General features: G+C 64.9%; 20 protein-coding genes. 10 read left to right on the top strand and 10 right to left on the bottom strand.

Going from position 1 to position 22,511, the window contains the following annotated elements:
* Positions 1–6: 6 nt before the first annotated feature.
* The gene (locus I6F16_RS03080) at positions 7–948 is read right to left on the bottom strand and encodes an alpha/beta hydrolase (protein ID WP_036022562.1); all 942 of its coding nucleotides are present in this window, start codon (positions 946–948) and stop codon (positions 7–9) included.
* 234 nt (positions 949–1,182) lie between these two features.
* On the opposite strand from I6F16_RS03080, the gene I6F16_RS03085 reads away from it, so the two are divergent.
* Together I6F16_RS03085 and I6F16_RS03090 are read left to right on the top strand one after the other, a co-directional pair.
* Complete coding sequence (locus tag I6F16_RS03085; RefSeq protein WP_225173436.1) at positions 1,183–1,602, top strand: hypothetical protein; 420 nt, start codon at positions 1,183–1,185, stop codon at positions 1,600–1,602.
* On the top strand, positions 1,595–1,780 hold the full coding sequence (locus I6F16_RS03090) for a phasin family protein (protein WP_225173437.1): 186 nt from the start codon (positions 1,595–1,597) through the stop codon (positions 1,778–1,780). The genes I6F16_RS03085 and I6F16_RS03090 overlap by 8 nt, the downstream gene beginning before the upstream one ends.
* A gap of 118 nt (positions 1,781–1,898) precedes the next feature.
* On the opposite strand, the gene I6F16_RS03095 is transcribed toward I6F16_RS03090, so the two are convergent.
* From I6F16_RS03095 to I6F16_RS03105, 3 genes are all read right to left on the bottom strand, one after another.
* The gene (locus tag I6F16_RS03095; RefSeq protein ID WP_057028917.1) at positions 1,899–2,192 is read right to left on the bottom strand and encodes a hypothetical protein; all 294 of its coding nucleotides are present in this window, start codon (positions 2,190–2,192) and stop codon (positions 1,899–1,901) included.
* Positions 2,193–2,449: 257 nt separating this feature from the next.
* Positions 2,450–3,472 (bottom strand): NADP-dependent oxidoreductase, encoded by a 1,023-nt coding sequence (locus tag I6F16_RS03100; RefSeq protein ID WP_225112220.1) that lies wholly within the window; start codon positions 3,470–3,472, stop codon positions 2,450–2,452.
* Between the two features lie 187 nt (positions 3,473–3,659).
* On the bottom strand, positions 3,660–5,225 hold the full coding sequence (locus tag I6F16_RS03105; protein ID WP_225112219.1) for a winged helix-turn-helix domain-containing tetratricopeptide repeat protein: 1,566 nt from the start codon (positions 5,223–5,225) through the stop codon (positions 3,660–3,662).
* 195 nt (positions 5,226–5,420) lie between these two features.
* On the opposite strand from I6F16_RS03105, the gene I6F16_RS03110 reads away from it, so the two are divergent.
* The 3 genes from I6F16_RS03110 to I6F16_RS03120 are packed head-to-tail and all read left to right on the top strand — an operon-like array spanning position 5,421 to position 7,704.
* The gene (locus I6F16_RS03110) at positions 5,421–6,191 is read left to right on the top strand and encodes an SDR family oxidoreductase (protein ID WP_225112218.1); all 771 of its coding nucleotides are present in this window, start codon (positions 5,421–5,423) and stop codon (positions 6,189–6,191) included.
* On the top strand, positions 6,188–7,009 hold the full coding sequence (locus I6F16_RS03115; protein ID WP_225112217.1) for an alpha/beta hydrolase: 822 nt from the start codon (positions 6,188–6,190) through the stop codon (positions 7,007–7,009). Before I6F16_RS03110 ends, I6F16_RS03115 begins: the two co-directional genes overlap by 4 nt.
* Before the next feature lie 47 nt (positions 7,010–7,056).
* A complete protein-coding gene (locus tag I6F16_RS03120; RefSeq protein ID WP_057028914.1) occupies positions 7,057–7,704 on the top strand; it encodes a hypothetical protein in 648 nt (215 codons plus the stop codon).
* 130 nt (positions 7,705–7,834) lie between these two features.
* On the opposite strand, the gene guaB is transcribed toward I6F16_RS03120, so the two are convergent.
* On the bottom strand, positions 7,835–9,328 hold the full coding sequence (gene guaB / locus I6F16_RS03125; RefSeq protein WP_036001027.1) for an IMP dehydrogenase: 1,494 nt from the start codon (positions 9,326–9,328) through the stop codon (positions 7,835–7,837).
* 485 nt (positions 9,329–9,813) lie between these two features.
* Between guaB and I6F16_RS03130 the strand changes: the two genes are divergently transcribed.
* On the top strand, positions 9,814–11,304 hold the full coding sequence (locus tag I6F16_RS03130; protein WP_225140203.1) for an MDR family MFS transporter: 1,491 nt from the start codon (positions 9,814–9,816) through the stop codon (positions 11,302–11,304).
* A 105-nt stretch (positions 11,305–11,409) separates the two neighbouring features.
* Here I6F16_RS03130 and I6F16_RS03135 read toward each other — a convergent pair whose 3' ends face one another.
* Together I6F16_RS03135 and I6F16_RS03140 are read right to left on the bottom strand one after the other, a co-directional pair.
* On the bottom strand, positions 11,410–12,096 hold the full coding sequence (locus I6F16_RS03135; protein ID WP_036022539.1) for an RlmE family RNA methyltransferase: 687 nt from the start codon (positions 12,094–12,096) through the stop codon (positions 11,410–11,412).
* Positions 12,097–12,098: 2 nt separating this feature from the next.
* Positions 12,099–13,172, bottom strand: coding sequence for a Ppx/GppA phosphatase family protein (locus I6F16_RS03140; protein ID WP_036001035.1), 1,074 nt, complete (start codon positions 13,170–13,172; stop codon positions 12,099–12,101).
* Positions 13,173–13,382: 210 nt separating this feature from the next.
* On the opposite strand from I6F16_RS03140, the gene I6F16_RS03145 reads away from it, so the two are divergent.
* Positions 13,383–15,755, top strand: coding sequence for a xanthine dehydrogenase family protein molybdopterin-binding subunit (locus tag I6F16_RS03145; protein ID WP_225173438.1), 2,373 nt, complete (start codon positions 13,383–13,385; stop codon positions 15,753–15,755).
* 170 nt (positions 15,756–15,925) lie between these two features.
* On the opposite strand, the gene I6F16_RS03150 is transcribed toward I6F16_RS03145, so the two are convergent.
* Positions 15,926–16,726: a hypothetical protein gene (locus I6F16_RS03150; RefSeq protein WP_225173439.1), complete on the bottom strand. Its 801-nt coding sequence runs from the start codon at positions 16,724–16,726 to the stop codon at positions 15,926–15,928.
* Between the two features lie 106 nt (positions 16,727–16,832).
* Here I6F16_RS03150 and I6F16_RS03155 point away from each other — a divergent pair, with 106 nt between their 5' ends.
* From I6F16_RS03155 to I6F16_RS03165, 3 genes are read left to right on the top strand one after another with little or no spacing between them, the layout of a single operon-like run.
* A complete protein-coding gene (locus tag I6F16_RS03155; protein WP_057028908.1) occupies positions 16,833–17,324 on the top strand; it encodes a YaiI/YqxD family protein in 492 nt (163 codons plus the stop codon).
* Positions 17,325–17,326: 2 nt separating this feature from the next.
* A complete protein-coding gene (locus tag I6F16_RS03160; RefSeq protein WP_225173440.1) occupies positions 17,327–19,138 on the top strand; it encodes an ATP-binding cassette domain-containing protein in 1,812 nt (603 codons plus the stop codon).
* Between the two features lie 3 nt (positions 19,139–19,141).
* Positions 19,142–20,221: a D-TA family PLP-dependent enzyme gene (locus I6F16_RS03165; protein WP_225173441.1), complete on the top strand. Its 1,080-nt coding sequence runs from the start codon at positions 19,142–19,144 to the stop codon at positions 20,219–20,221.
* Between the two features lie 115 nt (positions 20,222–20,336).
* Here the strand turns inward: I6F16_RS03165 and I6F16_RS03170 are convergent, their stop codons facing one another.
* Together I6F16_RS03170 and I6F16_RS03175 are read right to left on the bottom strand one after the other, a co-directional pair.
* Positions 20,337–21,554, bottom strand: coding sequence for a TIGR03862 family flavoprotein (locus I6F16_RS03170; protein WP_225173514.1), 1,218 nt, complete (start codon positions 21,552–21,554; stop codon positions 20,337–20,339).
* Positions 21,551–22,468 (bottom strand): SDR family NAD(P)-dependent oxidoreductase, encoded by a 918-nt coding sequence (locus I6F16_RS03175; protein ID WP_225112212.1) that lies wholly within the window; start codon positions 22,466–22,468, stop codon positions 21,551–21,553. Before I6F16_RS03175 ends, I6F16_RS03170 begins: the two co-directional genes overlap by 4 nt.
* Between the last annotated feature and the right edge of the window lie 43 nt (positions 22,469–22,511).

Genomic DNA, 22,511 nt, shown 5'->3' on the forward strand with positions numbered 1-22,511 from the left:
CCGATCTCAGGAGTTCGTCATTGAGTTGACGACCTCCACGATGGCGGCGGGGTCTGCGTACGTGACCATATGCCCGGCATTTGGAACAAGGTGAAGATCGGACCGAGGCAGTGCTTGATGTAAATCCTGCGCTTGTCTGAATTCGATCACTTGGTCCTCTGTTCCGTGGAATATCTGCACTCGCTCGCCGATGGCTGGATAATAAGCTTGGAATTGTGTTGCAGTTGGAATGAGGAGTGCACTTTCCTCCGCAGCCGCCCTCAACTGTGTGGGTCTGAGCACCAAAGACGCTGGAAATTCATTCCTGAACGTCTGCGGGACAGAACGGGGCGCAAAGATCTTGCGAAGAGCTCCTGGCAGGACGGCCCACGAAACGATCGGCGCGACAGTGTAACTGACCAGGTCGCCCAGGACCGGTATGGCTGGACCTGACATCAGCCACACGTCCAATCGGCCGGTCGGGAAATAGTACCCTGACGCAAGCACAAGACCCTGGGTCGGATAATCCTTTCGCACGGCGAGAGCGATAGCGACCAAGGCGCCCCAAGAATGGCCGAGCACAACCGGATTGCGGATTCCAAGTTGATTGAGTGCCTTCGCCAACAGAGCGGCTTGAGCTGCCGCGGTCCATATTCGGAGCCGCGGCCGCTGACTATAGCCAAAGCCTGGGCGATCGAAGCACACCACGCGATTGGTGCGGGCAAGAAGATCGACCAGACCGCTGATCGTGAAGTCCTGGATCATGGATCCGTTGCCATGGAGCAGCACGACGCAAGGAGCGGCCGGATCCCCTCGATCGACATAGTGGAGCACTACGCCGTCGCATTCGAGGAACTTGCCGATTGGTGGATTCCTCCACTCGGCCAGTTTGGAGAAGCCGATGTTACCGACGACGAGAAGCGCCAATAACAAGGCAGCGATGAGCAACACGGTTTCAGCGGTGGTCATTACTTACTGACCCTTGATGATCGAGGGTATGAACATGAGACCCGCGGTGCCAAGCAAGTGAACCAATCCATGGAGTAATTGGAAGTTGAGGCGCTCGTTCCTGCGCGCGATCGCGGAGGATTGATTAAAAATCACGTGCCCCGGAACGGTCGAGAAATGCCCACGTTGGCCGCTAAGGATCGCACCTGTGACGGAGAGGATCCGACGTCACCAACAATAACCAAGGAGCAACAGATGGCTAATCCACGCCAGGAGGAAAAGTCTACGCAAAGCCCTGAGGACACAATGCGCCGCGCCGCCGAAAGGACCGCTGAGCAAACCAGACGGATCGGCTTAGCTACCGCTGAGGCCAGCGAGGAGGTGGCCCAAGCCAGCAGTCACCTGCTGCAACAGAATGCCGAGATGTTGCAAAACAGTTGGCGCTTCGGCGTCGACATGGCCACTGTGATGTTGGGCCGGTCTGCTGATCAGCTTGGTCGCACGTTCGGTGTGACGGGCAATGAAACGGAGCAGGCAACAGAACGATCGGTCCGCAACGCTGAAGCAATCATGTACTCTACAACCGCGGTCGTCAAAGGAATGAACGGCGTCTCACGCGAGTACTTCGATTTCGTTCGACAGCAGATCGAGAGGACCATGGGACCGTATGAATGAACTCTGGCGCTGCCGAACTCCGCAGGATTTGGCGGCTGTGCAGACCGATCTGATGCGCGATTCGATCAGAAGCGCCCTCGATACCAGCCGCCGGATGGCGGACATGTCTTTGAAGGTCGCTGACGATGCAGGAAACCATATTACTCAGAGTATCGAACGCATGCGGCACGCCGCCTAAAGCGCGATGCGATTAAGATGAATCGTCATCGCGCTTTGGGTTACTGTTTGAGCATGACTTTTCGGAAAACCGCCACCCACTTTTCCGAATCATGCTGTGTTGCGGCCTCGCGAAAGACTCAAGCCACGCTTTTAAGATCCTGCTGGATGGCCGCGAGCAGCGATTGCAGCGCAGCGCTGTTCACCGGCTTGGCCTCGGTGCCGGCTGGCTGAGCAGCGGGGCGCTGCGCAGCTTTCACGGGACGCTTCGGGAATGGCGGAGGCGCAGGCATTGCGGCCGGGGCGAATTCGCCCTCGTCCTCGGCGTGAACGAACTTGCCATGGATGACGTCGTCGCGACGGCCCATGATGAACATGGTCGCCCAATAGCCGACGGCTAGGAGGATGACGCAGAAAATACCAATCTCTAACATCGCAGCACCTAAAATATGCGCGATGATTCAATGCCTTCGTCCGGCCGTCAATGAACAGGCGGTCACACCCGCGGCTTTTGCGGGCAGGTGTGACCATTTGGTGACTCTTTCTTAACTATCCCCACGCGGCGTGTGCCCGCGGGGCCACGTAAGGCCCAGTCCCTGTCGCCTAAAGCGCGATGAATGCGCTCGCGCTTTAGGTTGTTGTTTTGGCATGATCTTTCCGGAAAACCGCTTCACATTTTTCCGGATCATGCCTAGGCCTTGTCCGGCCCGACCCGGACCAGCTGCTTGCCGAAATTGGCCCCCTTCAGCAGGCCTATGAAGGCGCCGGGGGCGCTTTCCAGGCCCTCGGTGACGAACTCCTTGTACTTGACCTTGCCGACGCGAACCCAGCCCGACATGTCGCGCAGGAAGTCGCCGTGGCGGGCGGCGAAGTCGGAGACGATGAAGCCACGGAAGGTCAGCCGCTTGGTCAGCGTGGCGCGCATCAGGCTGGCGGCCCATTTCGGCGGCTTGGCCTCGGTGTCGTTGTAATGGGCGATCAGGCCGCACACCGGCACGCGCGCAAACGGGTTGAGCAGCGGGAACACCGCCTCGAACACCGCACCGCCGACATTCTCGAAATAGACGTCGATGCCCTTTGGGCAGGCTTCCTTCAGCTTGGCGGCGAGATCGGGATCGCGGTGATCGATGCAGGCATCGAAACCGAGCTCCTTCACGACGTAGTCGCACTTGTCCTTGCCGCCGGCGATGCCGACCGCGCGTGCGCCCTTGATCTTCGCGATCTGCCCCACCGCCGAACCGACGGCGCCGGACGCACCGGCAACGACGACAGTCTCGCCCGGTTGCGGCTTGCCGATGTCGAGCAGGCCGGTATAGGCGGTCATGCCGGGCATGCCGAGCACGCCGATCGAGGTCGAGATCGGCCCGAGCTTGGGGTCCACCTTAATCAGGCCCTTGCCGTTCGAGATCGCATGAGTCTGCCAGCCCGAGCGGATGCGCACGATGTCACCGACCGCGAAATCGGGATTGTTGGAGGCCGCGACCTCGCTGACCGCCTCGCCTTCCATCACGCCGCCGACCGGCACCGGAGCTGCGTAGGACGGCCCTTCGCTCATGCGCCCGCGCATATAGGGATCGAGCGACAGCCAGATCGTGCGCAGCAGGACTTCGCCCTGCCCTGGCGTCGGAACGGCGAATTCCTCCAGGCGAAAATCAGACGGCTTGGGTTCGCCGACGGGACGCGCGGCGAGAACGATGCGTTTGGCTTGGGCCATGGCTTCCTCCTTTTGTCTTTCGATACGGACGGAAGCGGAGGCAGCGAGGCGCGTCAACACAAAAGCGGTGAGCGGTTGGCCCCTCGGAGCCGAGGGCGCGTCAGCGTCGATTCAAGGCCTATCGCCGATCAAGCCTGTTCAGATCCGTTGTCGCCGTTTCCAGCATTTTGTGCCGAGACAGCGTCCTTCATTCGGGTAGCCCGGCCATCCGCATGCCCTCCGAGGCGAGCGCGAAATCCTGCGGGCGGCGGACGAGCAGCCAATCCTCCAAAACGCTGACCCGTAAAGTCGGATCCAGCCTGCGGACGTGGGCCATCGCTTCACGGGCTTCGTCCATCCGCCCGGCTAGCGCGTGGCTCGCCGCCATGAAGGCGGCCACCCGCAGGACGTTCGGCATCTGCCGCGATGCCCGCTGCAGTGACGCCACCGCGTCGTCGAAGCGGCGGCAATACAGATGTCCCATCGCGATCCCGGTCTGCATCTGAAATATCTCGGGGTCGAGCGGGCTGAGCCGCATGGCGCGACTGAAATAGTCGATCGCGCTGTCGTGTTCGCCCATCGAGATTCGTTGATACCCGCCGAGATACCAGATCGTCGACGAATTCGGATTGAGCACCAGCGCGCGGTCTACATGGGCGACGCAGGTGTCCAGATCGCCGCCGAAATGGGGCCATGTGTGGCCGCCACGGCACAATGCAACTGCGTCGTTCTTGTTCAGCGTCACCGCGCGCTGGCACAACCGCGCCGCCTCGGCGCCATCGGCGGCGCGGTCTGCGAGCCAGCGATTCATCTTGCGCCAGTAAAAGCACCACGCCGCCATGCCATAAGCCGCAGCAAAGTCCGGATCGCGATCGATCGCCCCGTAGAACAGTGGCAACGCCGCATCGATTCCGTCGCGGGTCGCGGTGTGGAATTGCGCCAGCCCGCGGAGATAATAGTCGTAGGCATCGAGGCTTTCGGTCGGTTTGCGCTTGGCGCGTTCGATTTCGGCGAGTTCGAGCTGCGGCGCAATCGCGCCGACGACGCTGGCGGTGATCTGGTCCTGCAGTTCGAAGATGTCGTCCATCGCGCTCTCGAACCGCTCAGCCCACAGATGAGCGCCGGTAGAGGCGTCGATCAATTGTCCGGTGATGCGCACGCGGCCAGCGGAGCGGCGCACGCTGCCTTCCAGGACGTAGCGCACGCCCAGTTCGCGGCCAATTTGCTTCACATCGACCGCGCGGCCCTTGTAGGTGAAGCTGGAATTGCGGGCGATCACGAACAGCCAGCGGATTCGCGACAGACCGAAGATGATGTCTTCGACGACGCCGTCGGCGAAGTAGTCCTGAGCGGGGTCCCCGCTCAGGTTCAGAAACGGCAGCACTGCGATCGAGGGCCGGTCGGGCAGGTCGAGCGCGGCAACCGGCTTCTCCGCCGACGGCACGATCGCGATGCGCTGATCGGCCGCTACGTGCACCTCGCCGACGAAGCGGAACCCCTTGCGCGGAACGGTTCGAATCAGCCGCTGTCCCTCTCCACTGTCTTCCAGCGCCCTGCGCACAGCGTTGATGTGGCTGGCCAGCGTCGATTCCGAGACGATCCGCCCGCCCCAGACCGTGTCGAACAGATCATTCTTGCTGACGACGTGGCCGCGGTTGCGCACCAGATACAGCAGCAGATCGAAAGCCTGCGGCGTGAGGCTGACCGCCTCGGAGTCCCGCCGCAACTCCCGCCGGTCCTCATCGAGGACATAGGCTTCGAAGGTGAACCGCACCACAAAGACCCTGATTGAAACCCGAGCGGCATCCCGCTCTCGGCGCACCCCAGCCGAGGCTGCTGCGCCCTGTTTGGACGAAACTCCAAGTAGATTTCAAGCGAAAACCAAGGGCGCTGCACGTCCATACCAAGGTCTTGGGCCGGATTCCGGCGCATCCTGCCGCATCTGGAGCGAACGAGACGCGAGGGCACAATGAAGATCGTGGTGATCGGCGGCAGCGGCCTGATCGGAAGCAATGTGGTGCGCAGGCTTCAGGCCAAAGGCCACCAGGTGGTCGCGGCCTCGCCCTCCTCCGGCGTCAACACATTGACCCGCGAGGGCCTCGCCGAAGCAGTCGACGGTGCACAAGTCGTAATCGACGTCTCGAATTCGCCCGCCTTCGACGACAAGACCGCGATGGATTTTTTCCGGACCTCGGGCCGCAACCTGCTGGCGGCCGAAACCGCCGCCGAGGTGAAGCATCATCTCGCGCTGTCGGTGGTGGGTACCGACCGACTGGAGACGAGCGGCTATTTTCGCGCAAAGCTTGTGCAAGAGGAGCTCATCCAAGCATCAAGCCTTCCATACACCATCCTGCGCGCGACCCAGTTCTTCGAATTCATCGACGCGATCATCGCAGGCGGCGCCGAGGGCGACGTGATCCGGCTGTCGCCTGCGCATCTCCAGCCCGTCGCTGCCGACGACGTCGCGGCCACACTGACCGAATTGGCGCTTGGTCCGCCTCGCAACCGCATAATCGAGATCGCTGGTCCCGAAAGGCGTGGCCTCGATGAGTTTGCACAGCAGGTTCTGGCCGCCAGGGGCGACACACGCCGAGTGATCCCCGATATCCGGGCGGACTATTTCGGCCTGCCCCTGAACGATCAGTCGCTGACGCCGGGCGACGAGCCACAGCTCGGGCGGACCCGGCTCGCCGACTGGCTCCACAACCCTCTCCTCACCCCAAAGGACGCAAAACGATGAGCACGATCACCACCAAGGACGGCACCGAGATCTATTACAAGGACTGGGGCCAAGGCCCCGTCGTGACCTTCTCGCACGGCTGGCCGCTGAATGCAGACGCCTGGGACGGCCAGATGCTGTTCCTTGCCCAGCACGGCTTTCGCGTCGTCGCGCACGACCGGCGCGGTCATGGTCGCTCCAGCCAGGCCTCGGAGCACAACGACATGAACGGCTATGCCGACGATCTCGCCGCGGTGATCGAAGCGCTTGATTTACGGGACGCCACGCTGATCGGCCATTCCACCGGCGGTGGCGAGGTCGCGCGCTATATCGGCCGCCATGGTACCGGTCGCGTCGCCAAGGCGGTGCTGATCGCGGCGGTGCCGCCGATCATGCTGAAGACCGAAGCCAACCCGGAGGGACTTCCGGTCGAGGTGTTCGATGCCATTCGTGCAGGCGTCGCCGGCGACCGGTCGCAATACTACAAGGATCTGGCGATTGCCTTCTACGGCGCAAACCGGCCGGGTGCAAAAGTCTCGCAGGGCACGCTCGACCAGTTCTGGCTGTGGAGCATGCAGGCAGGCGCCAAGAATGCCTATGAGAGCGTCAAAGCTTTCTCGGAAACTGATTTCACCGAGGACCTGAAGAAGTTCGACGTGCCGACCCTGGTCCTGCACGGCGAGGACGACCAGATCGTGCCGGTCAAGGACTCCGCGCGCAAATCGGCGAAGCTGATCAAGGGCGCCAAGGACGTCTACTACCCGGGGGCCCCGCACGGCCTGACGGCCACCCATCAGGATCAGATCAACGCCGAGCTGCTGAAATTCATCCGGAGCTAGCGATCTCGTTCACCTGAATTGCAGATCTCAACGAGAAAGACAGCAGCATGGACAAACCTGCCCACCGCACCCTCGCGGGCGTCGTCGTTCCCGACACTCCCATAGTCGATGCCGCAATCGAACATGCGCGGCAGCACTGCGCCCCGTATCTGTTCAACCACGTCGTCCGCTCGTGGCTGTTCGCGGCAAGGCTCGGACAATTGCAGAACGTGGTGCACGATGAGGAGGTGCTCGCGGTCGGCACCCTGCTGCACGACATCACGCTGAATGAAAGCTTCGCCGGACCTCGCCGCTTCGAGGTCGAAGGCGCGGACCTGGCGCGGCACTTTGCCGCCGAGCGCGGCTTCGACCGGCGCCGCGCCCAGCTGATCTGGGACAGCGTCGCGCTGAACTCGACCCCGTCGATCGCTCTCTACAAAGAGAGCGAGGTTGCACTCGCCACGGCCGGCATCTGCTTCGACGTCATCGGGCTGCAATACGACATCATCCCCGCCGCCGAAGTGTCGCGGATCGTCGCCGAATTCCCGCGAATGCAGATCAAGCGGCAATTCCGCCGCTGCTTCTGCCATATTGCAAGCACCAGGCCGGAAACAAGCTACGACAATTTCATCCGGGATTTCGGCGAACGCTTTGTCGAAGGATACAGCGCGCCTTCGGTGGTTGATCTGGTGGATGCAGCGCCATTCGCCGAGTAGGATTGCATCTCAACCTTACCTGAGCGACAGCGACGACGAGCTTATCCGAAATCCGGTCGCGGGCCGCTCCGGTGCGAACCAAGCACGGCAGTATCTTATCGCGCGCAAAACGCGCGCGCGACCGAAGCGCCTAACCCCCGCCCGGATAATTCGGGCTCTCGCGCGTGATGGTGACGTCGTGGACGTGGCTTTCGCGCAAGCCCGCACCGGTGATGCGGACGAACTGGGCCTTGTCGTGCAGCTCCTTCATGTCGCGTGCGCCGACATAGCCCATCGCGGCGCGCAAGCCGCCGGCGAGCTGGTGCATGACGTTGCCGACCGGGCCCTTGTAGGGCACCTGCCCCTCGATGCCCTCGGGCACGAGCTTGAGCGTGTCCTTGATGTCCTGCTGGAAGTAGCGGTCGGCAGATCCCCGCGCCATCGCGCCGACCGAGCCCATGCCGCGATAGGCCTTGTAGGAACGGCCCTGCCACAAAAACACTTCGCCGGGCGTCTCGTCGGTGCCGGCGAGCAGCGAGCCGACCATGGCAATGTCGGCGCCGGCCGCGAGCGCTTTCGCAAGGTCGCCGGAATATTTGATGCCACCGTCGGCGATGACGGGGATGTCGGCCTTCTTCGCCGCTTCGACCGCATCCATGATCGCGGTGAGCTGGGGCACGCCGACGCCGGCGACGATGCGCGTGGTGCAGATCGAGCCCGGGCCGATGCCGACCTTGATGCAATCCGCGCCCGCATCGATCAGCGCCTGCGCGCCTTCCGTGGTGGCAACGTTGCCGGCGACGACCTGCACCGAATTGGACAGGCGCTTGATGCGGTTCACCGCCTGCAGCACGTGACGGGAATGGCCGTGCGCGGTGTCGACGACGACAAGGTCGACGCCGGCATCGATCAGCCGCTCGGTGCGCTCGAATCCGGTATCGCCGACCGTGGTGGCGGCAGCGACGCGAAGACGCCCCTGCCCGTCCTTGCAGGCGAGCGGATGAGCAACCGCCTTCTCCATGTCCTTCACGGTGATGAGCCCGACGCAGCGATATTGATCGTCGACCACCAGCAGCTTCTCGATGCGGTGCTGGTGCAGCATCCGCCGCGCCTCATCTTGGTTGACATTCTCACGGACCGTGACGAGCCCTTCACGGGTCATCAGCTCGGAGACTTTTTGCCGGCGGTCGGTGGCAAAGCGCACGTCGCGGTTGGTGAGGATGCCGACCAGCTTGCCGGGCGTGTTCTTGCCGGCGCCGGTGACGACGGGAATGCCGGAGATGCCGTGATCGCTCATCAGCTTGAGCGCGTCGTCGAGCGTGGCGTCGGGGCTGATGGTGAGCGGGTTCACCACCATGCCGGACTCGTAGCGCTTGACCTGCCGCACCTGGGCGGCCTGCCCTTCGGGATCGAAGTTGCGGTGGATGACGCCGAGGCCGCCGGCCTGCGCCATGGCGATCGCCATGCGGGCCTCGGTGACGGTGTCCATGGCCGAGGCCATGATCGGGATGTTGAGCGGGATGGCGCGGGTGACGCGGGAGCGAATGTCGACCTCGCCCGGCATGACGTCGGACAGGCCAGGCTTCAACAGCACGTCGTCGAACGTAAAGGCTTCGCGGATGCCCTGAAGTTGCACCGTGGCCATCTGCCAACTCCTTCCTGCGGCCCTGCCGCAAATGCTAATGGATGAGCGCCGCCCTCGGCGTCCCTTGCGGCAACGCCTTGAGAATCGGAGCCCATCGGTGGGGTTGACGCGGGTCGATAGCACGGCCGCGTGACGAATCAAAGCAATTCGGGCCGCTGGCCAGCCATGCACAGGGGTTTTTTGGCCGATTCAGCGGGGTTGGGCTCGGTGCGCCGTCCCCTCCGCCGTCATTCCGGGGCGCGACGAAGTCGCGAACCCGTAATCCATCTGGCGGCAACGCTGCGGCCCAATAGATTCCGGGCTCGCGCCAAGGGGCGCGCCCCGGAATGACGGCGGAGCGAGAAGCGACGCCCCGGCATGACGGAGGCTGTGGGTCACACCGTTGTTACGCGGGATTTAGGTGCCATGCGTGGATCCGCAATGGTCGGCGGCGGACGGCGGTGATAAGCCGCAGCTCCACCCCTCCTTCCGATTTCATTACCCTCATGGTCGACAAGCAACGCGTCATTCCGCTGATCGTGGCCACCGCTCTGTTCATGGAGAACATGGATTCGACCGTGATCGCCACCTCGCTGCCGGCGATCGCAGCCGACATCGGCACCAGCCCGCTGACGCTGAAGCTCGCGATCACCTCCTATCTGCTGTCGCTCGCGGTGTTCATTCCGGCGAGCGGCTGGACCGCCGACCGGTTTGGCGCGCGGATGGTGTTCGCGATCGCCGTCGGCGTGTTCATGGTCGGCTCGGTCGGCTGCGCGCTCTCGACCTCGGTCACCGACTTCGTGTTCGCGCGCATCCTGCAAGGCATGGGCGGCGCCATGATGACGCCGGTCGGGCGCCTCGTGCTGCTGCGTTCGGTCGATAAGAGCGCGCTGGTCAACGCCATGGCTTGGGTGACGGTCCCTGCCCTGATCGGTCCCGTGATCGGCCCGCCGCTCGGCGGCTTCATCACGACCTATGCGTCCTGGCACTGGATCTTCCTGATCAACATCCCGATCGGGCTGCTCGGGATCTTCATGGCGCTGAAGTACATCGACCCGATCAAGAGCGAGGAACGCGAGCCATTCGATCTCTACGGCATGGTGCTCTCTGGGCTGGGGCTCGCAGGCATCGCCTTCGGCCTTTCCGTTGCCGGGCTCAACCTGCTGCCATGGAGCACGGTGGCCGCGCTGGTCGTGGGCGGAGCGATCTCGATGACGCTCTACGTCATCCACGCGCGGCGGACCAGATCGCCGGTGCTGGACTTCTCGCTCCTGAAGCTGCCGACGCTGCGCGCAGCCGTGTTCGGCGGCTTCCTGTTCCGGCTCGGCATCGGCGCGCTGCCGTTCCTGCTGCCGCTCCTGATGCAGATCGGCTTCGGCCTGTCGCCGTTCCATTCCGGCCTCGTCACCTTTGCCTCCTCGCTCGGGGCGATGGGCATGAAGACGCTGGCGGCGCGCATCATCCGCACCTTCGGCTTCCGCAATTTGATGACGGTGAACGCGATCGTCAGCGCGTTCTTTCTCGGCGTCTGTGCGCTGTTCACGGTGACGACGCCGCTGCTCATCATCATGGTGATCCTGGTGGTCGGCGGCTTCTTCCGCTCGCTGCAGTTCACTGCGATCAACACGGTCGCCTATGCCGACGTCGAGACCGCGCAGATGAGCCGCGCCACCACCCTCGTCAGCGTCAACCAGCAGCTCGCGATCTCGGCCGGCGTCGCCGTCGGCGCGGCCTGTGTCGAGACCACGATGTGGTTCAGCCATGTCAGCGAGCTCAACGCCACGGTGTTCGCGCCCGCCTTCGTCGTAGTCGCGCTGACCTCGGCGGCCTCGAGCTGGTTCTTCTGGCAGATGCCCGCGGACGCCGGCCACGAGATTTCTGGACGCAAGGCGGTGGAGATCGCGAGCCGCAAGGGCGCCGGCAAGGGTGCGGAGAAGGCCGCGGTCAAGGCGGCGTCCGAGGATACGCAGGACGTGCGGGATCAGCGGCTGGGGTAGTCTCCTCCCGTCATTGCGAGCGAAGCGAAGCAATCCAGAATCTCTCCGCAGAAGCACTCTGGATTGCTTCGTCGCAAGAGCTCCTCGCAATGACGGAGTACGTAGCTACGCCGCTCCGCCGCCTCGAAATCCCGTCGCCAGCACATAGCGTTCGGACGAATCCTGCCGGCTCGCCGCCGGCTTGACGTGACGCACCGTTGCAAAGTCGCGCTTGAGCTGGGCGAGCAGCTCGGCATCGGCGCCGCTCTGGAACGTTTTCGCCAGGAACGTGCCGCCGGGTTTGAGCACGTCGCAGGCAAAGGCCGCCGCCGTCTCGACCAGGCCGACGATGCGGAGCTGGTCGGTCTTGCGGTGGCCGGTGGTGTTGGCGGCCATGTCGGACATCACGACGTCGGCCTTGCCGCCCAGCATCGCGGTGAGCTTCTCGGGCGCGTCGTTGTCCATGAAGTCGAGCTGCGCGAAATCGACCCCGGGAATCTCCGGCATCTCCAACAGATCGATCGCGACGACCTTGCCCTTGCCTTCCAATGATCCGACGCGCTTGGCGGCAATCTGGCTCCAGCCGCCGGGCGCCGCGCCGAGATCGACCACGGCCATGCCAGGCTTCAGAAGCCGGAACTTGTCGTCGATCTCCAGCAGCTTGAACGCGGCGCGGGAGCGATAGCCCGCCGCCTTGGCTTTGGCGACGTAGGGATCGTTGAGCTGCCGCTCCAGCCACAGCTTCGACGACAATTTGCGCTTGCCGCCGGTCTTGACCTGAACGTGCAAGCGGCCGGTGGTGTCCTTGGCCATACTCACCAGCTCCTGAGCGCACCGTCCTCGCGCATCATCTCGACCAGCATGCCCTCGCGCAAGCCGCGGTCGGCGACGCGCAGGCGCGGCAGCGGAAAGGCGCGGCGGATAGCGTCGAGGATGGCGCAGCCCGCCAGGACGAGATCGGCGCGCTCGACGCTGATGCAGCTGTTGGCGGCACGCTCCTCGTAGCTCATGCCGAGCAGCTTGTTGATGGTCGCGGTGATGTCGGCATCGTTCATCCAGATGCTGTCGATGCGGCGGCGGTCATAGCGCGCGAGGTTGAGATGGATGCCGGCCAGCGTCGTCACCGTGCCCGACGTGCCGAGCAGGTGCATGTCGGCGAGATCGCGGCCGTGCTCCTCGGCGAATGGCGCGACGTGGCTTGCGACCTCCTGCTCCATGGCGGCATAGATCTCTGGCGTGACGTCGCGTCCGCCGAACTGCTCAGCGAGCGTGACCACACCATAGGGAATCGACATCCAGGCTTTTATGCGCGGCTCCGGATTGGTGGCGTCGCGCTCGATCCGCACCAGCTCGGTGGAGCCGCCGCCGATGTCGAACAGGATCGCGCCCCGCCCCCTGGGGTCGACCAGCGGCGAGCAACCCAGCACGGCGAGCGCGGCCTCGGTCTCGCGGTCGATCACCTCGAGCTCGATGCCGGTCTCGGCCGCAACGCGGCTGCGGAAACCTTCCGCGTTCGAAGCCGCGCGGCAGGCTTCGGTCGCGATCAGCCGCAGCCGACGCGCCTTCCGCAGATTGATCTTGTCGCGGCAGATGCTGAGCGCGGCGATGGCGCGCTCGATCGCGGCGTCGCTAATGCACCCCGTCGCCGAGACGCCCTCCCCGAGCCGGATGATGCGCGAGAAGGAATCGACCACACGAAAGCCGTCCTGAGTCGGACAGGCGATCAGCAGCCTGCAATTGTTGGTGCCGAGGTCCAGCGCCGCATAGACGCCGGTTCCCGGCGCCTGCGCGCCGACGGCCGGATTGGTGGCCAATGCCACCGCCGCCATCGACCCCTCCAGCTCGCTATGCGGCGCATGGCCGTCGCGGAGCCGCGTGTGGTCATTCATACAAACTGTCTTTCCGCGGCCGGTCGGGCCGGTCTGGAATTGATTATTCGCCTGAAACATTAGCAGCGCGGCAGGCCTGCGCAACAACGCATCACATGGGACCATGTCCAATCGTGCGTTGTCGTGAACGGGGGTGGTGGGTTATTTGAGGGAGTCCGGTGCTCCGCTGCCGCGAAAATGCGCAAATGCCGGCTTTTCAGGTCAATTCCCATGCAAGAACACACCAAATCGTCGACGCTCGAGAACGCTATTGCACTGCAAAAGTATGGCGTCGGGCAACCGGTCCGCCGCAAGGAGGATGACACGCTGGTGCGCGGCAAGGGCCGCTACACCGACGATTTCAACCTGCCGAACCAGGCCCATGCCGTAGTCGTCCGCTCGACCCATGCCCATGGCATCATCCGCAGCATCGGCCTCGATGCCGCCAAGGCCATGCCGGGCGTGCTGGGGGCGTGGTCCGGGAAGGATCTTGATGCCGCCGGCTATGGCCCCTTCACCTGCGGCCTGCCGCTGAAGAGCCGCGACGGCTCGCCCCTGCTCCAGACCAACCGCCAGCCCCTGGCGACCGACAAGGTCCGCTTCGTCGGCGATCCCGTCGCCTTCGTGGTGGCCGAGACGCTGGCTCAGGCGCGCGACGCGGCCGAGGCGGTCGAGCTCGACATCGAGCCGCTGCCGGCGGTGACGGACCCGGAGCAAGCCGCCAAGCCCGGCGCGCCGCAGCTCTATGACCACATTCCTGGTAACGTCGCGCTCGACTACCACTATGGCGACATGGACAAGGTGAACGCCGCCTTCGCCAGCGCCGCTCATGTGACCAAGCTCGACATCGAGAACACCCGCGTTGCCGTGGTCTCGATGGAGCCGCGCGTGGGGCTTGCCTCCTACGACAAGAAGACCGAGCGCTACACGCTTCAGGTGCCGACGCAGGGCGTTGCCGGCAACCGCGCCAACCTCGCCAAGAACCTGAAGGTGCCGAACGAGAAGGTGCGCATTCTCACCGCCAATGTCGGCGGCTCCTTCGGCATGAAGAACATCAACTATCCCGAGTACATGTGCATTCTGTATGCGGCGAAGGCACTGGGACGCCCGGTGAAGTGGCTGGACGAGCGCTCCACCAGCTTCCTCTCCGACAGCCACGGCCGCGCCCAGAAGATCCACGCCGAGCTCGCGCTCGATGCCGAGGGGCAGTTCCTCGCGGCAAAGCTGTCCGGCTACGGCAATCTCGGCGCCTACATCACCGGCGTCGCGCCGGGGCCGCTTTCGCTCAATACCGGCAAGAACTTCTCCAGCGTCTATCGCACGCCGCTGATGGCGGTCGACATCAAGGTGGTGCTCACCAACACCACGCTGATGGGGGCCTATCGCGGCGCCGGCCGGCCCGAGGCGAACTATTACATGGAGCGGCTGATCGACCGCGCCGCCGACGAGATGGGCATCAACCGGCTGACCTTGCGCAAGCGCAACTTCATCAAGCCGAACCAGATCCCGTTCGCGGCGTCGTCCGGCGTCACATATGACAGCGGCGACTTCCAGGCCGTGTTCAACAAGGCGCTCGAAATCTCCGACCACGAGAACTTCGCCAAGCGCAAGAAGGAGAGCAAGAAGGCCGGCAAGCTGCGCGGCATCGCGGTCGGCTCCTATCTCGAAGTCACCGCGCCGCCGAGCCCCGAGCTCGGCAAGATCGTGTTCGATCGTGACGGCACCGTGCAGCTCATCACCGGCACGCTCGATTACGGCCAGGGCCATGCCACGCCGTTCGCGCAGGTGCTGTGCGAGCAGCTCGGCGTCCCCTTCGAGAGCGTCAAGCTCGTGCAGGGTGACAGCGATATCGTCCACACCGGCAACGGCACCGGCGGCTCACGCTCGATCACTGCGACCGGCCAGGCCATCGTGGGGGCCGCAAAACTCGTCATCGAGAAAGGCAAGCGCGCCGCCGCGCACATGCTGGAAGCATCCGAAGCCGACATCGAGTTTGCCGACGGCAGCTTTACGATCGCCGGCACCGATCGCAGCATCGACATCATGGAGCTCGCCAAGCGTCTGCATGACGGCAAGGTGCCGGAGGGCGTGCCTGATAGCCTCGATGTCGACCATACCAGCGAACCGGTCGCCTCGGCGTTCCCGAACGGCTGCCACGTCGCCGAGGTCGAGATCGACCCGGACACCGGCGTAGTGCAGATCGTGCGCTACAGCGCGGTCAACGATTTCGGCACGGTGATCAACCCGATGCTGGTCGCGGGCCAGCTCCATGGCGGCGTGGTCCAGGGCATCGGCCAGGCGCTGATGGAGCACATCCGCTACGACGAGAGCGGCCAGCCGATCACGGGTTCGCTGATGGACTACGCGCTGCCCCGCGCGGAGGACGTCCCCAACATGACGGTCGGCGACCACCCGGTGCCCGCCACCACCAATCCGCTCGGCAGCAAGGGCTGCGGCGAAGCCGGCTGCGCCGGCAGCCTGTCGACGGTGGTGAACGCGGTGCTCGACGCGCTGTCGGAGTACGGCATCAAGCACATCGACATGCCGCTGACCCCCGAGCGGGTGTGGCGCGCGATCCAGGAGGCGAAGGCCAAGGCGGCGTAAGGGGCACTGTCGTCGCCACAAACTCTACTGTCATCGCCCGGCTTGACTGGGCGATCCAGTACTCCGAGACGGCAGCGATTGACCGAGAAGCTGCGGCGTACTGGATTCCCCGCCTTCGCGGGGAATGACGACGTCCTTGATTGACGGGCGTGGGCTTTCCCAACTGTCCGCTACGCCGCCGCCTGCTCGCGCGGCTGGTAGATCGCGGTGTGCTGGCAATGCGCGAGCGGCGTCGTGCCGTTGGCGACGACCAGCGCGTCGAACTCGACGAAGCGGTGGCCCTTCTTCTCGTAATTCGCAGTGACCTTGGCCCGCGCCGTGATCTCGTCGCCGGCGCGCGCGGCTGACAGCAGCTGCATGCGGCTGCCGACGTGGATCCATGGGCCTAGAATGGTGTTGTCCACCAGCACGCGGTTCATGACGCGCTGAATCAGGCCGGGATGGCCGAGCCCCTCGCGGGCAAAAATCGGATCGGCCTCCCTGACGTCAGTGAGATAGTCGGCCGCATCCTGCCCGGCCCACCGGCGCGGCGTCGTGCCCAGCCATTTGCCCAGCTCGAATGTCGCAGGACTGACAGGCTTGCGCTCGGCGGCGGCGGGGACTTCGACATAGTCGCTCAACGACAATGCCGGCACCGCCGCCGGTAGCGACGCCGTTCCCGTGGCACACAGCTCGGTGCGACTGAACACCTCGATGGTCAGCAGGCCGTTGTGCTCGGTGGCATCGACATCGGCGGTCTCGCCGTCATAGACCGGCTTGATGAAGCGGGCCTCGACCAGCCCGCGCGACAGGAAGTCCCGCCCCCAGCGCGCGATCGGCACGTGCATCATGTAGGCGAAGACGTCGACGCCGGGGACCAGCCCGCCGGAAAAGCCGAAGCGGCGGGCCACATTGTCGTCGTGCATCTTGTTTTCGGATTGTTTGGCGGTGTTGTAGGCCGTGACGCGATAGGTTTCGAGCCGGTTCGGCATGACTGGCCTTTCCCTGTTCTTGTTGTTTCAGGAGCGATCGTAGGGCCTGAGGAACTGGGGTCAATCCCCTCGCCTTTGCGGCCCGAATGCGGTACCACGCGGCGGAATGACCGAGACCCCGACCCGCATCTTTGTCGACGCCGACGCCTGTCCGGTGAAGGACGAAATCTATCGCGTCGCGATCCGGCACGGCGTGCCCGTGAGCGTGGTCGCCGGCAATTTCATCCGCGTGCCGCAGGACCCTCTGATCGAGCGCATCGCCGCGGGCAGCGGCATGGACGCCGCGGACGACTGGATCGCCGAGCGCGCCAGGCCCGGCGACGTGGTTGTGACCTCGGACATTCCGCTGGCGAGCCGCTGTGTGAAGGCGGGCGCCGACGTGATCGCGCCGAACGGCAAGCCGTTCACCGAAGAATCGATCGGGATGACGCTGGCGGTGCGCAATCTGATGACGGACCTGCGATCGGCCGGCGAAGTCACCGGCGGCCCGCGCTCGTTCTCGCCGCGAGACCGCTCCAGCTTCCTCTCGGCGCTCGACCAGACACTGCGCCGGATCCAGCGCCGCCGCGCAGATCAGGCCGCAACGAGCCAAAGTTAGCCATGGCCCCGCCGCTGATCCAACTCAAAGACATCAGGCTGACCTTCGGCGGCACGCCGCTGCTGTCGGGCGTCGAGCTCAACGTCGCGCCATCCGAACGGGTCTGCCTGATCGGCCGCAACGGCTCCGGCAAATCGACCCTGCTGAAGATCGCGGCCGGCCTGGTCGAGCCTGACGCCGGCACACGCTTCGTGCAGCCCGGCGCAACGGTGCGCTACCTGCCGCAGGAGCCGGATTTCGGCGCGCACAAGAGCACGCTCGCCTATGTCGAGTCCGGGCTCGCGCCGGGGGACGACCAGCACCAGGCGCGCTATCTCCTGGAGCAGCTCGGCCTCACCGGCGAGGAGAACCCGCACAACCTCTCCGGTGGCGAGGCGCGCCGCGCGGCGCTGGCCTTCGTGCTGGCGCCCTCGCCCGACATCCTGCTGCTGGACGAGCCGACCAACCATCTCGATCTCGCCACCATCGAATGGCTGGAGCAGGAGCTCGACTCCAGGCGCAGCGCGCTCGTCATCATCAGCCACGACCGCCGCTTCCTCACCAACCTCTCGCGCTCAACCGCCTGGCTCGACCGCGGCAGGATCAAGCAGATCGACCGCGGCTTTGCCTCGTTCGAGAGCTGGCGCGACGAGGTGCTGGCCGACGAGGAGCGCGACCAGCACAAGCTCGACCGCAAGATCGTCGACGAGGAGCACTGGCTGCGCCACGGCGTCTCCGGCCGCCGCAAGCGCAACGTCAAGCGGCTCGCCAATCTGCATGCGCTGCGCGCCCAGCGCCGCAACTATCGCGGCACCGCCGGCAGCGCCAACCTCGCAGCCAGCGAAGCCGAGCAGTCCGGCAAGCTGGTGATCGAGGCCAAGGGCATCACGAAATCCTACGGCGAGCGCAAGATCGTCGAGAATTTCTCCACCCGCATCCAGCGCGGCGACCGGCTCGGCATCATCGGGCCGAACGGCGCCGGCAAGACCACGCTGGTCAACCTGCTCACCGGCGGCATGCAGCCGGATTCCGGGACGATACGTCTCGGGGCCAATCTGGAGATGGCGACGCTCGACCAGCATCGCGAAAGCCTCGATCCGAAATCGACACTGGCGGAAGCGCTCACAGGCGGCCGCGGCGATCAAATCATGGTCGGCGGCAAGCCGAAGCACGTCGTCGGCTACATGAAGGACTTCCTGTTCGCGCAGGAGCAACGCGGCACACCGCTGGAGGTGCTCTCGGGCGGCGAGCGCGGCCGGCTGATGCTGGCGCGAGCGCTGGCAAAGCCGTCGAACCTCCTGGTGCTGGACGAGCCGACCAACGATCTCGACCTCGAAACGCTCGACGTGCTCGAGGAGATGCTTGGCGACTACGAAGGCACCGTCATCCTGATTAGTCACGACCGCGACTTCCTCGACCGCGTCGTCACCTCGGTGATTGCGCCGGAGGGTAACGGCAAGTGGACCGAATATGCCGGTGGCTACAGCGACATGCTGAGCCAACGTGGCGCCGATTTGAAGCGCGAGGCGCCGAAAGCGCCACCGCTGGCGGAGAAGAAGGACGAGCGCGCAGCGGTCCCCTCGTCCGCGCCCAAGCGCAAGCTCAGCTTCAACGAGAAGCACGCGCTGGAAACGCTGCCGAAGAAGATGGAAACGCTGCACGCCGATATTGCAAAATTGCAGCGTGTGCTCGACGACCCCGGTCTCTATGCGAAAGATCGCAAAAAATTCGACGACACCTCGGCTGCCATCGCCAAGGCGCACGAAGAACTGTCCGCCGCCGAAGAGCGTTGGCTCGAACTCGAAATGCTCCGCGAAGAGATTGAACAGGCATAACTCATGACAACAACTCTTGCAGCCAAGATCGCCCGCGAATACGGCACACCCTGTGCCGTCATCGACATGGACAGGGTCGAGCGCAACATCGCGCGGATCCAGAAGGCCTGCGACGACGCCGGAATCGCCAATCGCCCCCACATCAAGACGCACAAGAACCCGACCATTGCCAAGATGCAGGTCGCGGCCGGCGCCAAGGGCATCACCTGCCAGAAACTGGGCGAAGCCGAGATCATGGCCAATGCCGGCATCGACGACATCCTGATCAGCTACAATCTGCTGGGCGATGAGAAGATGGCGCGGCTCGGCGCGCTGCAGGCGAAGGCCAACATGACGGTGGCGGCCGACAATTCGACCGTCGTCGCCGGCCTGCCTAAGGCGGCTGCGGCGTCAGGCCGCCCGCTCTCGGTCGTGGTCGAATGCGATACCGGGCGCAAGCGCGCAGGCGTCGAAACCCCGGCGGAGGCGATTGCGCTGGCGCGCGAGATCGCGGCGTCTGAGGGACTCGCGTTCGCCGGCTTCATGCTGTATCCGACCGAGACCGGCTGGGCTGAGGCCCAAAAGTTCTACGACGAGGCGCTGGCTGGCGTGCGCGCGTACGGGCTCGACGCCAAGATCGTCTCGACCGGCGGCACGCCGAACCTCGTCAATATCGGCAAGCTCAAGGGCGGCACCGAGCACCGCTTCGGCACCTATATCTACAACGATCGCATGCAGGTCGCCGCGGGCTCGGCGACCTGGGACGATTGCGCGCTGCACATCTATTCGACGGTGGTCAGCCGCGCCGCGCCCGAGCGCGGCATTCTCGATGCCGGCTCGAAGACGCTGACGACGGATACCGGCGGGCTCGACGGCCACGGCCTGATCCTGGAACATCCCGAAGCCAAGATCGCGAAGTTCGCCGAGGAGCACGGTTTTCTCGATCTGTCCCGCAGCAACACGCGGCCCAATGTCGGCGACGTCGTCCGCATCGTGCCGAACCACGTCTGCGTCGTCGTCAACATGATGGACGAGGTGGTGATGGTGCGCGGCGAGGAGATCATCGGCACGCTGCCGGTGGCCGCGCGTGGGAAGCTGCGGTAGGTGTACGCGCGCCGTTGCCACGGCCGTCATTTCGAGGAGCCCTTGCGACGAAGCAATCCAGACTGCCTCTGCGGAGGGATTCTGGATTGCTTCGCTGCGCTCGCAATGACGGGGGTTAGCGTTTCAGCCAGCCCAGCACGCCCCTGCCCGCCGCAGCCCCGGTCGCGAACGACGCCTGCAACAAGTACCCGCCGGTCGGCGCCTCCCAATCCAGCATTTCGCCGGCGGCGAACGTGCCCGGCACCTTGCGCAGCATAAAGTGCTCGTCGAGCTCGTCGAACAGAATTCCGCCTGCCGTCGAGATCGCGCGGTCGATCGCCGCTACTCCGGTAAGCTGAACCGGAACAGCATTGACCAGATCTGCGAGCTCCGCCGGCGAGAACGCGGCCAGCGGCCGGCCGGAGGCGATGGCGGCCTCCTGCATGAGGCCGATGCCGACCGGCGACAGCTGCGCGGCCTTGCGCAAAAAGTTCGCCAGCGATTGCTTGCCACGCACGCCTGACAGCCGCGTGGTCAGCGCAGCGGCCTCGAGATCGGGCCGCAACCCGATCATCAGCGTCGCCTGTCCGAGATTCAGCACAGCCTCGCGCAGTTCCGCCGACAACGCGTAGATCGCGCCGCCTTCGATGCCGCTGCGGGTGATCATCGCCTCTCCGCGCACCGTGTGCGCACGAAGCGTCAGCGCCACGCCCTTGAGCGGCTGGCCTTCGAAACGGTCACGGAACACTTTGGACCATGCGACCGTGAAGCCGGAATTGGCCGGCCGCAGCTTCGAGACGGCAATGCCCTTTGCAGCGAGGATGTCGACCCAGCCGGCGTCCGAGCCGAGCCGCGGCCAGCTTGCGCCGCCGAGCGCGAGCAGCGTGGCGTTCGCTTCGATGGCGGAGACGCCTTTCGGCGTCTGAAAGATCAACCGACCCTCGCCGTCCCAGCCGACCCAGCGATGGCGAAAGGCGAAGCGGACACCGCCAGCATCGAGCCGCCGCAGCCAGGCGCGCAGCAAGGGCGAGGCCTTGAACGCCCTCGGAAACACGCGTCCGCTGCTGCCGACGAAGGTCGGCTCGCCCAGCGCCTCGCTCCAGGCACGCAGCGCATCGGGCGAAAATGCCTCGACCGCCGCCTGCAGCTTCGGTGCCGCCTCGCGATAGCGCGTCATGAACTGCGGCAGCGGTTCGCTGTGAGTGAGGTTGAGTCCGCCGCGGCCGGCCATCAGGAGTTTGCGCCCCGCTGACGGCATCGCGTCGTAGACGGTGACGCGGGCGCCGCCCGACGCCAGCACCTCCGCCGCCATCAGCCCGGCGGGACCGGCGCCGATGACAACGACGTCGGTCAGAGCTTGATCCCCGCCCGCGCGGCGGCTTGCGCGACGTATTTCTGCGTCTGCTCGAACGCGCCCTGCAGGGCCCTGGCCTTCGACATGTCACTGATTTCGGCGAAATGCGCGGCGATCGCATCCGGCGTCCACTCGCTCTCCGGCAGGTTGATGCCTTCGCTCTCCAAAATCTTGATCACCGCAAACGAGCCGGCGCCCGCGCCCATGATGGTGCGGGTCGGTGCATCCTCGCTCAGCATGTACTCGACCGCGGGGGTGATCGCGTTCGCCTTCATCAGCTGCAGCGCCTGCGGCGGCAGCAGCTCCTCGGTCATGCGCGTCGCCGCCGTCGGCGAGATGATGTTGACGCGGATGTCGTTCTTGCGGCCCTCCTCGGCGAGCACGTTCATCATACCGACCATGCCGGATTTCGCCGCACCGTAATTGGCCTGGCCGAAATTGCCGTAGAGGCCCGAGGACGACGTCGTCAGCACGATGCGGCCGTAATTGCGGTCACGCATGCCGGCCCAGGCGGCCTTGCAGCAATAGAAGGTGCCGACGAGATGCACGTCGAGCACCTTCTGGAAATCGGCCACCTCCATCTTGCCGAACGACTTGTCGCGCAGGATGCCGGCATTGGCGCACAAGAGGTCGACGCTGCCCCACTCTTTGGTGGCGCGCTCGACCATGGCGGTGACCTGCTCGAAATTGGAGACGTCGGCGCCGTCGGCCATCGCGGTGCCGCCGGCCTTGCGGATCTCCTCGACCACCGCTTCGGCCGGCGACAGCGAGCCGCCGGTGCCGTCACGCGCGCCGCCGAAATCGTTGACCACGACCTTCGCGCCGCGGCTCGCCAGCCCCAGCGCATGCGCGCGTCCGAGACCATTGCCCGCGCCGGTGACGATGGCGACGCGTCCGTCGAACCTGATTGGCATAGTGGGTTTCCCAGATGTTAGCCGTCATGGCCGGGTTTGACCC

It is taken from the genome of Bradyrhizobium sp. IC4060, from assembly GCF_020193715.1.
GTDB lineage: Bacteria > Pseudomonadota > Alphaproteobacteria > Rhizobiales > Xanthobacteraceae > Bradyrhizobium > Bradyrhizobium yuanmingense.

Bases quoted from the DNA above. Each gene is read 5' to 3' on its own strand.
- I6F16_RS03080 (WP_036022562.1), bottom strand. From the start codon at position 948: ATGACCACCGCTGAAACCGTGTTGCTCATCGCTGCCTTGTTATTGGCG.
- I6F16_RS03085 (WP_225173436.1), top strand. From the start codon at position 1,183: ATGGCTAATCCACGCCAGGAGGAAAAGTCTACGCAAAGCCCTGAGGAC.
- I6F16_RS03090 (WP_225173437.1), top strand. From the start codon at position 1,595: ATGAATGAACTCTGGCGCTGCCGAACTCCGCAGGATTTGGCGGCTGTG.
- I6F16_RS03095 (WP_057028917.1), bottom strand. From the start codon at position 2,192: ATGTTAGAGATTGGTATTTTCTGCGTCATCCTCCTAGCCGTCGGCTAT.
- I6F16_RS03100 (WP_225112220.1), bottom strand. From the start codon at position 3,472: ATGGCCCAAGCCAAACGCATCGTTCTCGCCGCGCGTCCCGTCGGCGAA.
- I6F16_RS03110 (WP_225112218.1), top strand. From the start codon at position 5,421: ATGAAGATCGTGGTGATCGGCGGCAGCGGCCTGATCGGAAGCAATGTG.
- I6F16_RS03115 (WP_225112217.1), top strand. From the start codon at position 6,188: ATGAGCACGATCACCACCAAGGACGGCACCGAGATCTATTACAAGGAC.
- I6F16_RS03120 (WP_057028914.1), top strand. From the start codon at position 7,057: ATGGACAAACCTGCCCACCGCACCCTCGCGGGCGTCGTCGTTCCCGAC.
- guaB (WP_036001027.1), bottom strand. From the start codon at position 9,328: ATGGCCACGGTGCAACTTCAGGGCATCCGCGAAGCCTTTACGTTCGAC.
- I6F16_RS03130 (WP_225140203.1), top strand. From the start codon at position 9,814: ATGGTCGACAAGCAACGCGTCATTCCGCTGATCGTGGCCACCGCTCTG.
- I6F16_RS03135 (WP_036022539.1), bottom strand. From the start codon at position 12,096: ATGGCCAAGGACACCACCGGCCGCTTGCACGTTCAGGTCAAGACCGGC.
- I6F16_RS03140 (WP_036001035.1), bottom strand. From the start codon at position 13,172: ATGAATGACCACACGCGGCTCCGCGACGGCCATGCGCCGCATAGCGAG.
- I6F16_RS03145 (WP_225173438.1), top strand. From the start codon at position 13,383: ATGCAAGAACACACCAAATCGTCGACGCTCGAGAACGCTATTGCACTG.
- I6F16_RS03150 (WP_225173439.1), bottom strand. From the start codon at position 16,726: ATGCCGAACCGGCTCGAAACCTATCGCGTCACGGCCTACAACACCGCC.
- I6F16_RS03155 (WP_057028908.1), top strand. From the start codon at position 16,833: ATGACCGAGACCCCGACCCGCATCTTTGTCGACGCCGACGCCTGTCCG.
- I6F16_RS03160 (WP_225173440.1), top strand. From the start codon at position 17,327: ATGGCCCCGCCGCTGATCCAACTCAAAGACATCAGGCTGACCTTCGGC.
- I6F16_RS03165 (WP_225173441.1), top strand. From the start codon at position 19,142: ATGACAACAACTCTTGCAGCCAAGATCGCCCGCGAATACGGCACACCC.
- I6F16_RS03175 (WP_225112212.1), bottom strand. From the start codon at position 22,468: ATGCCAATCAGGTTCGACGGACGCGTCGCCATCGTCACCGGCGCGGGC.